This window comes from Tepidicella baoligensis, assembly GCF_013432195.1.
Taxonomy (GTDB): domain Bacteria; phylum Pseudomonadota; class Gammaproteobacteria; order Burkholderiales; family Burkholderiaceae_C; genus Tepidicella; species Tepidicella baoligensis.
In genome coordinates this window covers 53,403-65,790 of the sequence record NZ_JACCDB010000007.1, presented here as the reverse complement: position 1 = coordinate 65,790, position 12,388 = coordinate 53,403, and the positions used below count along the sequence as shown (strand labels likewise).

Below are 12,388 nucleotides of genomic sequence, written 5' to 3'. Positions count from 1 at the left end.
GGGGCCTCAGACTTGGTTGGACAGCGCGCGCAGGCGCTCCTGGGCGGCGTCGATCTCGAACACATCGACCAACGCTGTGATCGAGGCGACCGGCTCCTCCAGCGGGGTACCGGCCACCCCCGCCTGCAACTCGGCCAGCAGGGGTTCCACGGCCCCTAAATCGTACTCCAATGCTCGAGACAGGCGATCCAGATGGGCACGCAGGGCCGCACCTTCGAGCCGGGTGGTCTGTACGGGCGGTGGGGCTGGGCGTTGCAGACTGTCGATGTCGGCCAACAGCGCTTCGATGGCCGCCTGCAACGACGCCAGCGCCGCATCGGTCGGCACTTGGGCAGCCTTGAGAGGTTGATCAATCGCATCCAGCGCCAGAAAGACCCTGGTGGCCCCCAGATTGCCGGTCACGCCTTTGAGCGCATGGCAGTACGCCTCGGCCGCCTGCAGGTCCCCGGCAGCGATCTTCTGGCGCAGGATATCGACCGCCTCGTGGTGGTTCTCCCGGAAACGTCGCAGCTGTTTGAGATAGGCATCCACCCTTCCGCCGATGCGCCGCACCCCGCCGTGCACGTCCAGGCTGGTGAGGCCGGTCAGACTCTGCATCAGCGGCTCGGGGGCCGTGGAAGGCGCTGCCGCCAGCCGGTCAGGCCCTTCATCAGACACCACCGGCATCTGGACCGCCCGCAACAGGGCGGCAAACAAGTGACCGGGTTCGATCGGCTTGGTCACGTGATCGTTCATCCCGGCGGCGCGGGCGCGTTCGGCATCACTGGCCATGGCAAGCGCGGTCATGGCGATGATGGGCAGCCGGGCGTACCGCTCGCCCCCTTCTTGCGCCGACAGGGCTCGGATGCGGCGGGTGGCTTCCAGACCGTCCATGACCGGCATCTGGATGTCCATCAACACCGCGTCATAGTCGTGCTGTTGCACCTTTTCCAGCGCCTGCTGGCCGTTGACCGCCTCCTCCACCACCAAGCCTTCACTGTGCAGGAGCTCGACGGCGAATTCCCGGTTGATGTCGTTGTCCTCGACTAACAACACCCGAGCGCCGGCCAACCGGCCACCGGCGTGCATGTCCGGCACCTGGGCCGCGGAGCTGCGCCGCTCGAAGATGCGCCCCCGCCCCAGCACCGACAAAACGGTGTCCAGCAGCGTGGACGGAGACACCGGCTTGATGAGGATGCCGTCCACCCCCACCTGCTCGAGCTGACGGATCACCTCCTCGCGCCCGTAGGCCGTGACCATGACGATGCGGGGCTGTGTGCGGATCGCAGCATCCTGGTGGATACGTTGCGCCACTTCATCGCCGTTCATGCCGGGCATGCGCCAGTCCATGAGCACCAGGTCATAGGGTGGACAGGCCACCCGCAGCAAGTCGATCGCTGGCGGCCCACCGGGCACCCCGGCCACATCCACGTGGAAAAAGCGCAGCATCTCGGTCAGGATCTCGCGCGAGACCTGGTTGTCGTCCACCACCAGCACGCGCACGCCCCGCAACAAGGGGCCCACCTGTTCCCGCAACGCCATCTGGTGCTCGCGCGACGCCTTGGGCACCTGCAACCGGACAGTAAAGCACATGGTGGTGCCCTGCCCGGTACGGGAATCCTCCACCCAAATCCGGCCACCCATGAGTTCGACCAGATGGCGCGAAATCGCCAACCCCAAGCCGGTGCCACCGAAACGCCGCGTGGTGGATTGATCGGCCTGGGTGAATTTCTCGAACAGGCGGCGTTGCACGTCCGGTGTCATGCCAATGCCCGAATCGCGCACACACACCTGTACCTGGATGCCAGCCTCCCCGCTGTCGATTTGCTGGAAAGCGAGTTCCACCTCGCCTTCATCGGTGAACTTGACCGCATTGCCACACAGGTTGAGCAGCACCTGGCCCAGCCGCAAGGGGTCGCCAATGAGCCGATGGGGAATGGCGGGGTCGTAACGGATGAGGAACTCGATCCCCTTCTGCTCGGCCTGGTAGCCGATGGCATCGGTCAGCTGCTCCAGCACCGAATCCAGGCCGAACTCGACCTGCTCGATCTCCAGCTTGCCGGCCTCGATCTTGGAGATGTCCAGGATGTCGTTGATGATGCCCAGCAGGGAACGCGCCGCGCCTTGCGCCTTGGTCAACTGATCACGCAGGGAAGCATCCAGATCTCGCTTGAGCGCAAGATAGAGCATACCCAGAATGGCATTCATCGGGGTGCGGATCTCGTGACTCATCACGGCCAGAAAGTCGCTCTTGGCGCGGGAAAGCGCCTCCGCTTCTTCCTTGGCTGCGCGCAGTTGCGCCGTCCGCTCGGCCACCACCTGCTCCAGATTGGCCCGCTCCTGGCGCAGGATCTCCAGCGTTTCCACGAGCCGACGGGTGCGCCGCTGAACCTTGCTGCGCAGCATCAGGGTCGCCCCCCCGAGGAACAGCAGCACACCCAGGAGTGTGGTCAGCGACCAGCCCACCCAGTCCGGCGTGGAGGTAGCCGTGGGCGATGCCATGGTACGGCGCATCGCGTCGTAGTAGATCGAATTCGCGTCACTGCGCCAGGCACTGATGTGGCGGTCGATCGCCGCGAGGAGGTCGGCATGGCGGCCTTTCGGGGCCGCGACATACAGGGAAGACGGCAGGAACACGATGGGGGTCTCGCCGAGCCGGTACATCTGGCCATTGCGTATGGCAAAAAAGCTGTTGGTGACCACGGCGTCGGCCCGCCCGTCCCGCACCGCCCGATAGCCTTCATCCAGCGAACCCACGGGAACCGCTTGATAGGGAATGCCGCTGGCGGTCAACAACTGTCCCAGGAAATGCTGCTGGATACCCCCTTCCAACACCGCAATGCGGCGCGCCGTCAGGTCGGAGAGGGTCTGCACGCGCAGGTCGGGATGCGCATAGACCTGTGACCAGCTGTTGGCCACCGAGACTTGATGAAAATCGAACCGCTGCGCCCGCTCGGCCGAGAAGGCGACGTCGGGCATGAGATCGATGGTGCCCTCTTCCAACTGGCGCAGGCAGTCGGCCCATTCGCAAGGCACGTAATGGAGGCGCCAGCGCTCGCGCTGGGCGATGGCGTCGAGGAGCTCCGGAAACAGGCCTGCCGGCTTGCCCTGTTCGTCCGAATAGACCTTGGGAGCATTCTGGTACAAGCCCACGCGCACCACGCGCTGGTTGGTGGCGGCATCGAAGGCACCGCAACCGGCCAGCCACAGCGCACCGGCCAGCCCCCACCAGGCCAGGCAACGGGCCATGTCAGGCCTCCGGCGGCGCGCCCCCGTGCTCCACGGGGGGCATGGGCATCCACTGAAAACGACTGGATTGAAATGGCTCCGCAGCGGGCCGACGATCGGTGTGCATGTGGGTCCCCCTCGATGCATCCCCCCGCCATCGCCGGGTGGAAAGACATCGTGGATGTCACCTTATCACAAGCTGCGGCGGCACAAAAGCAAGCCGTGCGGGCAACCCCAGGCTCAGCGGGCGTTTGGGAAGAACAGCGGCTCACCGCCCACCTTGTAGGAGGCAATGGCAGCCTGGCCTTCAGGACCGATCACCCAGTCCACGAATGTCTGGCCATCGGCCGTCTTCACATGGGGATGCTTGGCCGCGTTCACCAGCATCACCCCGTACTGGTTGAAGAGGCGCTGGTCACCTTCGACCAGCACGGTCAGGTCGCCCCGGTTCCTGAAGCTCAGCCAGGTGCCGCGGTCGGTCAGCACATAGGCGTTGGATGAGGACGCCATGTTCAGCGCCGGACCCATGCCGCAGCCACACTCCCTGTAGCCACTGCCCTTGTTGGCTTCATCGGGCGTCATTTTCCAGAAGCGCAGTTCGGCGGCATGCGTGCCACTCTTGTCGCCGCGAGAGACGAAAGGTGCGTTGGCTGCGGCCAGCTTTTGAAAGGCCACCACGATGTCATTGCCCTTGACCCCCGCCGGATCGGCCTTGGGGCCCACGAGCACGAAGTCGTTGTACATCACGTCAAACCGCTTGACACCGAAACCCTCGGCGACGAACTTCTCTTCGGCGGCCTTGTCGTGCACGAACAGCACATCGGCATCGCCTCGGCGCGCCATGTCGATAGCCTGGCCGGTGCCCAGCGCCACCACCTTCACGTCGATGCCTGTGGCCTGTTTGAACCGAGGCAGGATGTGACCAAACAACCCCGACTGTTCGGTGGATGTGGTGGAAGCCACCACGATCGATTGCGCCTGCACCTGGACGGCCACAGCCACCAGCAGCGTACCCAAAACCCATGACAATTTCTTGAGCATCACACTTCTCCTTTGATGAAAGCCAGCGCCTGCGGACTGACCGCCTGCAGCACCGACTCGTTGAAAAACCGTTCGACCGGTAGATCGGCCAGCAGTTGACCGCTTTCCAAATACAGCACCCGCTGGGCCAGCCGCTTCACCTGTCCGAGGTTGTGGCTGCTGAACACCATGGTCGCCCCCGGCTCCTGCGCGAAGGAGGCCATCAGTTGCTCCACGTCGCGCTTGGCGTGTGGATCCAGACTGGCGGTGGGCTCGTCCAGCAGCCATACCTGTGGCTTGAGGGCCCAGGCCCGCGCCAGCGCCAGCCGTTGTTGCTGCCCACCGGACAGCGCCCGGCCATTGCGGTCCGCCACGTCGGCCAGCCCCACCCGCTCCAGGGCCTCCCAAGCGGGAGCCCGCGTCTGCCTCCAGGTGTGGTTCCCGGCCAGCCACAGCCCCAGCCGGATGTTGTGCAGCGCACTGAGCCGCAACAGAAACGGTCGCTGGAACAGCATGGCCTGCCGGACCGCGTGGGGCCCGGTTCGCGGCTGTGCCATTGCCTGCCCCGCCGATACCCGAACCAGACCGTGCAGGGCCCGCAGCAGCGTGCTCTTGCCACTGCCGTTGGGACCGATCACCGCCACCCGCTCGCCCGGTGCAATCCGCAACGACACGTTCCTGAGCGCGTGCACCTGGCCATTGCCGCCCAGTCGCACATCCACGCCCCGCCACTCGAACAGCGCCGTCATGCCAGCACCGCCTGCCCGGCCTGTGCCGCCTGGGCACCACTGTCGGCACGCTCGCGCCAGCGCCGTATGCCGGCCACCAGCGCATTGAGCAGCAGCACCACCGCGAGCAGCACCAGCCCGAGCCCGAGGGCCATGGGCAGATCGCCCTTGCTGGTTTCCAGGGCAATGGCCGTGGTCATCACCCGGGTAAAGCCGTCGATGTTGCCGCCTACGATCATCACCGCGCCCACTTCGGCGATGGCGCGGCCAAACGCCGCCAGCAGCACCGTCAGCAGGGCATAACGCTCGTCCCAGGCGAGCAACAGGGCCCGAGTCCCCGTTCCTGCGCCCAGAGAGGCCAACTGTTCACCGTGCTGGCGCTCCGCGTCCTCGATCACCTGACGGGTCAAAGCCATGGCAATCGGCAACACCAGCAACGTCTGCGCCAGCACCATGGCCTGGAAGCTGAACAGCCAGCCCAGAAACCCGAGCGGCCCCGAGCGCGACAACAGCAGATACACCACCAGCCCCACCACCACGGCCGGCACCGCCAGCGCCGTGTTGAGCAAGATGACCACCGCGCCCCGGCCACGAAACCGGGCCACGCCCAGCCAGGCACCGGCGAACATGCCGACCGCGCAGGCCAGCAGTGTGGCCAATCCGCTGACCGCCAACGACCGGCGCACCACGGCCCACAGCCCGGGGTCGAAGGAGCCGATCAACATCAGCGCGGTTTGAAAGCTTTCGGTGAAGGTGTTCATGCGCAGTGGCATCCTAGGGGCAAAGGCGGCCTTGCGCACTGCGGACTGTCGAGTTATGCATGCGCATGCATACGCCATTCCGCTCGATCCGAGCCTTGCGGCACACTCACGCCATGCGCAAGATCCACCTGAGCTACCGCCTGCAGTCTGAACGTCCGGCCGAGGCCCGGATCCACAACGACCTCATCGCCTTGCTGCTGGCGGTACGGACCCGGGGCTCCATTTCCGCCGCGGCGCGGGAGCTGGGGCTGTCCTACCGGCACGTCTGGGGGGAACTCAAAAACTGGGAGGCGACGCTGGGTCAGCCGCTCATCGTGTGGGAGCGGGGACAGGCCGCCCGGCTCACCCCCTTCGCCGACAAGCTGTTGTGGACCGAGCAGCTGGCGCAGGCACGCCTGGCACCACAGATCGAAACCTTGCGTGCCGAACTGGAACGCACGCTGGCCCTGGCCTTCGACCCCGAGGCCCACGTGCTCAGCCTGCACGCCAGCCACGACGACGCGCTACCCCTCCTGCAGACCTACGCCTCGGCCCACGCAAGGCTGCACCTGGACATCCGCTTCTGCGGCAGCGTGGACGCGATCCGTGCCCTCAATGAAGGGCGCTGTGTTCTGGCGGGGTTTCACACCCGCGAGCGCCCGGCCCCCGGCAGCCTCACCGCGCGCACCTACCAACCCCTGCTGCAGCCGGGCTTGCACAAGCTGATCGGCTTCGCCCGGCGCACCCAAGGCCTGATGCTGGCCCCGGGCAACCCGAGGCGCATCGACGGTCTGAAACGGCTCGCTGCCTGGAAGCTGCGCTTCGTCAACCGCGCCCCCGGTGCGGGCACCCGGGTGCTGCTGGACGAGTTGCTGGCTGAGCAAGGGCTGCGGCCAGCACAAATCCACGGCTACGACCGCTGCGAGCCTTCGCACAGCGCGGTTGCCCTGGCCGTGGCCAGCGGCCATGCCGATGCCGGGCTGGGCACCGAAGCCGCAGCAAGGGCACATGGACTGGACTTCCTGCCGCTGGTCACCGAAAGCTACCACCTGGCCTGCCTGAAGTCGGCCATCGACCAACCTGCCGTGCTGGCCTTGCGGCAGGTGCTGGCCCGTGCGGCCTGGCAGAGCCAGCTCGCCAAACTGCCGGGCTATACCCCCGAAGCGAGTGGCCAAGTGCGTGCGATGCGTGCAGTGCTGCCCTGGTGGACTTTTGAGCGCCGGCGTGCAACAGCAGCAGCGAGCTGATCAGAACGCGACCTTTTCCGCTTCCAGATAGGCCAGACTCACGTACTTGCCGATATTGCTCTCAAAACCCAGCATGGTGGGCGCGCGCTTGGCGACGCGCGGGTCCTTCAGCACGTTGGCGCGTGCCACCTCCACGCCGTGGCCGTCCTCCACGGCCTTGAGGGCGGGCTCGTAGATGCCGGCCATGAATTCGCCATAGTCTTTCAGCAGTGTGCGGCTCGGGCGGCCGTGGCCCGGCAACCAGAGCTGATCACCCGCGGCCTGGGTGAGTGCCTCGTAATACTTGAAGGTGCCCACGTAGGAGCCATCGTCCATGTTGGCGATGCGGTTATCCATGGCCACGTCGCCCACATAGGTCACGCGGTCGGGCAGCACCTCCACACTCAGGTCCGACGGCGTGTGGGCCGTGCCGTAATGGTGCATGTTCAGCGTCACGTTGCCGAATCGGAAGCTCTGCCCGTGTTCCACCTCCCGGTTCGGAGCCACCACTTTCGTGCCCAGCGTGGCCTGGTTGGTCCAGCGTTCCATGAGGCTGCGCCACAGGTTGCCTTGTACCCCTTGGATTTGCTCGATGTTGTGCGCCAGCGAGTAGATGGGCAGATCCGACCCATAAACGTTCGCGAAAGCGTGGTTGCCCAGCCAGTGATCGCCGTGGTAGTGGCTGTTGAAGACGGCCACCACCGGCTGCGGCGTGACCTGGCGAATCATGCGGATCGCCATCTCGCCGATCTGCAGCGAGCCGCCGCTGTCCAGCACCACCACCCCGGCATCCGTGACCACGAACACCACATTGGCCATCATGCCCTGGTTTTCCGGGGTGGGGAAACCGTCCTTGGCGTAGATCATCCACACATGCTCGGACAGGCGCTGCGGCTGGATGTCCGGCACCGGCGGGCCCTCGATGAAATCCTGCACCTGCTGGGCAAACAGCCGCACCTCGGGCATGGCCGCCAAGCCACCTGCCACGACAGCCGTGCCCGTGGCGGCCATGAGCCAGCGACGCCGACTCCAGCCCTTGAGCGACGGCGACCTCGGCGAGGCGGATGTGGAATTTCTCAGTCCAAACATTCGTACATCATTGAAAAATGATGTTCATTGTGGCCTTCCGCTCCGGAAAAGTCAAAACCGGCGGCAGGCCCTGTCGATCAGGCCCGGGCGTCGCCCCAGCGCAGCGGAAATCGGTCGTCGCCCACGTAGGTGGCGTTGCCCAGGCGATCCACGCAATAACTGGGCGAGACGATCATGTCCTGGAAAAGCATGCCCGCCCCGATGCGGGTGTACTCGAACAGCACACTGCGCTCCACCCGGGAGCCGGCCCGTACGTGGCAGCCGTGTCCGATCCATGCCGGCCCGATGATGGCAGACCCCGGCTCCAGCCGCACACTGGAGCCCAGATACACCGGGCCCTGAATGTGCACCGTATTCCAATCCACCCGGGTGTTCAGCCCCACCCACACCCCGGGCCTGACCTCGGTGCCCGGCATGCGCATCTGGTCGATTTCGCCCTTGAGCACCCGTTGCAGAACCGACCAGTAATCGCTTACCCGGCCGATGTCGATCCAGTGAAACGGGCGACTCTGGGCATAGAAAGGCAGATCCTTCTCCACCAGCAGGGGAAAGAGCTGGCTGCCGATGTCGAACACCTGCCCGGAAGGAATGAGGTCCAGGGCCGACGGCTCGAAAATATAGATGCCTGTGCTGGCCAGCGTGGACCGCGCCGCTTCGGGACTGGGTTTTTCCTGGAACGAGCGTACCTTGCCCTGCTCGTCGGCCACCACGATGCCGTAGTTGCTCACCTGGTCGCGCGGCACGTCCAGCGTGACCACACTCGCCAGCGCGCCCTTGGCCCGGTGTTCCTCCAGCGCTGCGCCAATGTCCAAGTCGATCAGCGCATCGCCGCAGAGGACCATCGTGGTGTCGTCGAAAAAGCCGCTGTTGTCCTGAATGTGGCGCATGCCACCGGCCGAACCCAGGGGACGCGGCAGGATGTCGCCATGGTCGTACACGCCTTCGTAGGAATAGCCGATCTCCACCCCCCAGCGACGCCCATCACGAAAATACTCCTCGATTTTGCGGTGGTTGTAGGCCACGTTCACCATGATCTGGGTGATGCCGTGCCGCGCCAGATGCTCGATCAGGTATTCCATCACCGGCTTGCCCAGGATGGGCACCATCGGTTTGGGCAGGTCTTTGGTAAGCGGTCGCACGCGGGTGCCCTGTCCCGCGGCCAGAATCATGCCTTTGGCCATTGGTCGTCGTGGGCATTGCGCCCATAGGAAAGTATGCAATCGTCGCCACTGTACCCGATCGGCATGCCGATTCGGTGACCGCCCTCACGCAGGCTGGCCAGACACCATGCCATGGCGGTGCGCGAGCGCGTAGAGCTCCATGCGGTTGCTCACCCCGAGCTTGCTGTAGATCGACGTGAGGTGGTTGCGCAGGGTGTTTTCGCTGATGTGCAGCCGCTGGGCCAGCACCTTGCCCGGGGCGGCGGCATCGGTGGCAATCGCCACCACCATCTGCATCTCGCGCGGGGTGAGCAGCTCGAGGCGGTCCCGCTCAGGATTCTTCACCGCGGCATGCTTCTGCCGGGCCAGTTCCATGAAGATGCGTCCGGTGGCCTGGCGGTCTATCCAAAGCTCTCCGCGGTGGACTTTGGCAATCGCCTTCAAGAGGCTGTCCGGGTCATCGGCCTTCAGCACCACCCCCCGGGCACCGGCCAGCACCGCCGCATCGTGTACCGCCTCACGGCGGGAACTGGTCAAGGCCAACAACCGAGCCGCCGTGTGCGCGTGGAGAGAAACCAGAACGTCAGGGTCGTCCTCCCCGTCCAGGTCCACCACGATCACGTCGGGCTGCAGCCGGTCGAGCGCCGGCAGGGCAGCCGCCACCGAAGGCACCGCACCGATGCACAACACCTGCTCCAGGTCCGCCAACAACAGGCGCTCCAGCCCCCACGCCGTCAGCGGCAAGGCCACCAGCATCACACGCGCAGGCCAGGTTTCTTTTCCTTCAGCGGCCAAGCCACCCTCCATGGATTATTTGGGACGATCATTCTTTTCGATCATCATAGCAGTACCTCTGTACCAGGACAAACCTCCTATCCAACCCTATCTTTTTCTGGGAGCCGAACCACAGGAAAACCACAGACAGGGCCCATGGAGAACATCCGCCTGCTGGTCATACTGGCGACCATGTTTTCAGACAACCGCAGCAGCATCCGCGAAACCGTCGAGCTCCCCGCTCGACTGGCAGACGGCCGCGAAGGTTGGACGAAAAACATCAGCGCCACAGGCGTGCTGTTGGAGCTGGATGGCAACTCCCCCCTGGACAGCGAGGTGAGCTTCGAAATCCACCTGGAAACGTCCGTCGGGCCGTTGAAGCTGGTGGCGCGCGGCCAGGTCGTACGCGTGCAGCCCAATGGCAACCGCAAGGGAATCGCCGTGCAGCTCGTGACGTCGCGGCTGGAGCCTGCCGAGTGATCACTTAACCACACCACAGGGGGCGGAGCGCCTTCGACAACCACAGGAGTTCGAGAAATGGCAACCTACACATGGTCTTTTGGCGCCGCGGGATCGGGCCTGCACTTCACCATCGTTTACGACACCGGGAACCAACAGTTCACGGTCAACAGCCTCGAGGGCAGTTTCGACCTGAACGCCCTGTGGTTCTCCGACGGCAACGCCACGTCCGACGGCTTCAGCCTGGCCAAGAGCGACAACAGCCTGAACATGAACGGTGACAACACCGTGTGGGACGACGATGGCAACGCCACCACGGCGAAGATCGTGTGGGACAGCTACTTGAAACTCTCCAGCACCGGCCTGGGCAAGGAAGGCACCAACAAATCCTCTTTCATTTCGGAAGGTGAAAGCTATTCCTTTGATGCACCACAAGGCTTTGACCCCGAAGGCATCACGCTTGGTGTGCGCGCCACCAGCGTGAACGGCAGCGGCAGCATCAAGTGGGTGGACACGGCAGCCGAATACGATGATGGCTATACCCCTCCCTGGGGAGACAACCCCTTTGTGGTGGCCGGCGAAGCGAACATCGAAGGCGAAGACGGCGTGGCAGGCGCTGATGGAGCACCGGGCGAAAACGGTGCCCATGGTACGGACGGCACCGATGGGGCGAACGGTTCGAACGGCGTAACTGGCGCCACTGGCCCCGCAGCCCAGAATCAACAATCCGTTGCCGGGGCGGGCGGCACGGGCTCAGCGGGGACTGCTGGTGCCAATGGCACTGACGGGACCGATGGCTCACCCGGGAAAGCAGGCGAAGCGGGCGGCAATGGTGGAGATGGATCCCCGGCCTTGGTCATCGACCCCGACGCCGGCCACACCGCCATCTTGATCGACGCCACTGAAGGCGATGTCACGATTCTGGGCGGCAACGGCGGTGCCGGCGGTTCAGGTGGGGATGGAGGCACCGGTGGCAATGGCGGTGACGGCGGTGACGGCGGTGACGGCGGCACTGGCGGTGCCGGCGGCACCGGCGGTTCGGGCATCAACTCCAACGCCGACGGAGGTATCTACCGCCAAGGTGGGGCCGGAGGCACCGGTGGCGAGGGTGGCGCGGCCGGTGACGGCGGCAATGGTGGCGCGGCCGGTGATGGAGGCCATGGCGGCGACGGCGGCGATGGCGGTGACGGCGCCTACGCCATCGTCAATGGCGATGTTCAGAAGGTCTTCATCATTGGCGGTCACGACGTGACCATCCTGGGTGGGCAAGGCGGCGAAGGCGGCCAGGGCGGCGCAGGCGCTGACGCTGGCACTCCCGGCAGTGGCGGTGAAGCCGGTGCTCCCGGTGCTGGCGGAGCCGGCGGCACGGGTGGCGCCCCCGGGAATCAAGGCACGGCCGGCGCTCCTGGTGCCACCGGGGCCACAGGCGCCACTGGGTCGGACGGTGCAGACGGCTCGGCCGGGACCGCTGGCACCAGCGGCGCTACAGGACAAAACGGAAGCGACGCGCCCGCCTTCTCCGATGCCGTGATCGTGGACGCCACCGCCCACACCGGCTACCTGACCATTTCTGGCTCCAACGATGCGGACGTGATGTCGATTGGCTCCGGCGGCTCGACCATCTACGCCACCCATGGCAGCGACGTGTATCACTTTGGCGCTGGCGCAGACGTACTGGTGTTCACCTCCACCAGCCAGTCCGATGGGAGCACTTTCACGGACCGTATCTATGGATTTACCCAGGGGCAGGACGCCATCGACCTGAGAGCGCTGATCGCCGACCCCACCGCTTTCAGCTTCGAGCAAACTGGGGACACCGTGAACATCGATCTGGATGGCGACACCAGCACCTGGGAAATGAGCCTCGAACTGATCGGCGTTACCGTGAACGCAGACGACTTCATCATCGCCTGAGTCACCGATTCATGCTGTCACGCCCCCTGCCCCGCAGGGGGCTTTTTTACGCTTGGCCTTCATCACACCAA

10 protein-coding genes are annotated in these 12,388 nt (G+C 65.2%); 3 read left to right on the top strand and 7 right to left on the bottom strand.

All coding sequences use genetic code 11. The annotated features are described in order from the left end of the window. Positions 1 to 6 precede the first annotated feature (6 nt). The 4 genes from HZS63_RS08965 to HZS63_RS08950 all read right to left on the bottom strand — a co-directional run bounded on the left by HZS63_RS08965 (position 7) and on the right by HZS63_RS08950 (position 5,716). A complete protein-coding gene (locus HZS63_RS08965) occupies positions 7 to 3,228 on the bottom strand; it encodes a response regulator (RefSeq protein ID WP_180683697.1) in 3,222 nt (1,073 codons plus the stop codon). A 219-nt stretch (positions 3,229 to 3,447) separates the two neighbouring features. Further along, positions 3,448 to 4,248, bottom strand: a complete 801-nt coding sequence (locus HZS63_RS08960; protein ID WP_180683696.1) for an ABC transporter substrate-binding protein — start codon at positions 4,246 to 4,248, stop codon at positions 3,448 to 3,450. Further along, the gene (locus tag HZS63_RS08955; RefSeq protein ID WP_180683695.1) at positions 4,248 to 4,976 is read right to left on the bottom strand and encodes an ABC transporter ATP-binding protein; all 729 of its coding nucleotides are present in this window, start codon (positions 4,974 to 4,976) and stop codon (positions 4,248 to 4,250) included. Before HZS63_RS08955 ends, HZS63_RS08960 begins: the two co-directional genes overlap by 1 nt. After that, positions 4,973 to 5,716: an ABC transporter permease gene (locus HZS63_RS08950; RefSeq protein WP_180683694.1), complete on the bottom strand. Its 744-nt coding sequence runs from the start codon at positions 5,714 to 5,716 to the stop codon at positions 4,973 to 4,975. The genes HZS63_RS08955 and HZS63_RS08950 overlap by 4 nt, the downstream gene beginning before the upstream one ends. A gap of 113 nt (positions 5,717 to 5,829) precedes the next feature. On the opposite strand from HZS63_RS08950, the gene HZS63_RS08945 reads away from it, so the two are divergent. Continuing rightward, positions 5,830 to 6,942 (top strand): substrate-binding domain-containing protein, encoded by a 1,113-nt coding sequence (locus HZS63_RS08945; RefSeq protein ID WP_180683757.1) that lies wholly within the window; start codon positions 5,830 to 5,832, stop codon positions 6,940 to 6,942. Here HZS63_RS08945 and HZS63_RS08940 read toward each other — a convergent pair whose 3' ends face one another. The 3 genes from HZS63_RS08940 to HZS63_RS08930 form a co-directional block, all read right to left on the bottom strand. Then, complete coding sequence (locus HZS63_RS08940) at positions 6,943 to 7,932, bottom strand: MBL fold metallo-hydrolase (protein ID WP_219339147.1); 990 nt, start codon at positions 7,930 to 7,932, stop codon at positions 6,943 to 6,945. 155 nt (positions 7,933 to 8,087) lie between these two features. Then, positions 8,088 to 9,179: a nucleotidyltransferase family protein gene (locus HZS63_RS08935; RefSeq protein WP_219339146.1), complete on the bottom strand. Its 1,092-nt coding sequence runs from the start codon at positions 9,177 to 9,179 to the stop codon at positions 8,088 to 8,090. Positions 9,180 to 9,275: 96 nt separating this feature from the next. After that, on the bottom strand, positions 9,276 to 9,965 hold the full coding sequence (locus tag HZS63_RS08930; protein WP_219339145.1) for a response regulator transcription factor: 690 nt from the start codon (positions 9,963 to 9,965) through the stop codon (positions 9,276 to 9,278). A 135-nt stretch (positions 9,966 to 10,100) separates the two neighbouring features. Here HZS63_RS08930 and HZS63_RS08925 point away from each other — a divergent pair, with 135 nt between their 5' ends. Together HZS63_RS08925 and HZS63_RS08920 are read left to right on the top strand one after the other, a co-directional pair. After that, the gene (locus tag HZS63_RS08925) at positions 10,101 to 10,424 is read left to right on the top strand and encodes a PilZ domain-containing protein (RefSeq protein WP_180683690.1); all 324 of its coding nucleotides are present in this window, start codon (positions 10,101 to 10,103) and stop codon (positions 10,422 to 10,424) included. A gap of 57 nt (positions 10,425 to 10,481) precedes the next feature. Continuing rightward, a complete protein-coding gene (locus HZS63_RS08920) occupies positions 10,482 to 12,317 on the top strand; it encodes a hypothetical protein (protein ID WP_180683689.1) in 1,836 nt (611 codons plus the stop codon). Positions 12,318 to 12,388 lie beyond the last annotated feature (71 nt).

Bases quoted from the DNA above. Each gene is read 5' to 3' on its own strand.
- HZS63_RS08965 (WP_180683697.1), bottom strand. From the start codon at position 3,228: ATGGCCCGTTGCCTGGCCTGGTGGGGGCTGGCCGGTGCGCTGTGGCTG.
- HZS63_RS08960 (WP_180683696.1), bottom strand. From the start codon at position 4,248: ATGCTCAAGAAATTGTCATGGGTTTTGGGTACGCTGCTGGTGGCTGTG.
- HZS63_RS08955 (WP_180683695.1), bottom strand. From the start codon at position 4,976: ATGACGGCGCTGTTCGAGTGGCGGGGCGTGGATGTGCGACTGGGCGGC.
- HZS63_RS08950 (WP_180683694.1), bottom strand. From the start codon at position 5,716: ATGAACACCTTCACCGAAAGCTTTCAAACCGCGCTGATGTTGATCGGC.
- HZS63_RS08945 (WP_180683757.1), top strand. From the start codon at position 5,830: ATGCGCAAGATCCACCTGAGCTACCGCCTGCAGTCTGAACGTCCGGCC.
- HZS63_RS08940 (WP_219339147.1), bottom strand. From the start codon at position 7,932: ATGGCCGCCACGGGCACGGCTGTCGTGGCAGGTGGCTTGGCGGCCATG.
- HZS63_RS08935 (WP_219339146.1), bottom strand. From the start codon at position 9,179: ATGATTCTGGCCGCGGGACAGGGCACCCGCGTGCGACCGCTTACCAAA.
- HZS63_RS08925 (WP_180683690.1), top strand. From the start codon at position 10,101: ATGGAGAACATCCGCCTGCTGGTCATACTGGCGACCATGTTTTCAGAC.
- HZS63_RS08920 (WP_180683689.1), top strand. From the start codon at position 10,482: ATGGCAACCTACACATGGTCTTTTGGCGCCGCGGGATCGGGCCTGCAC.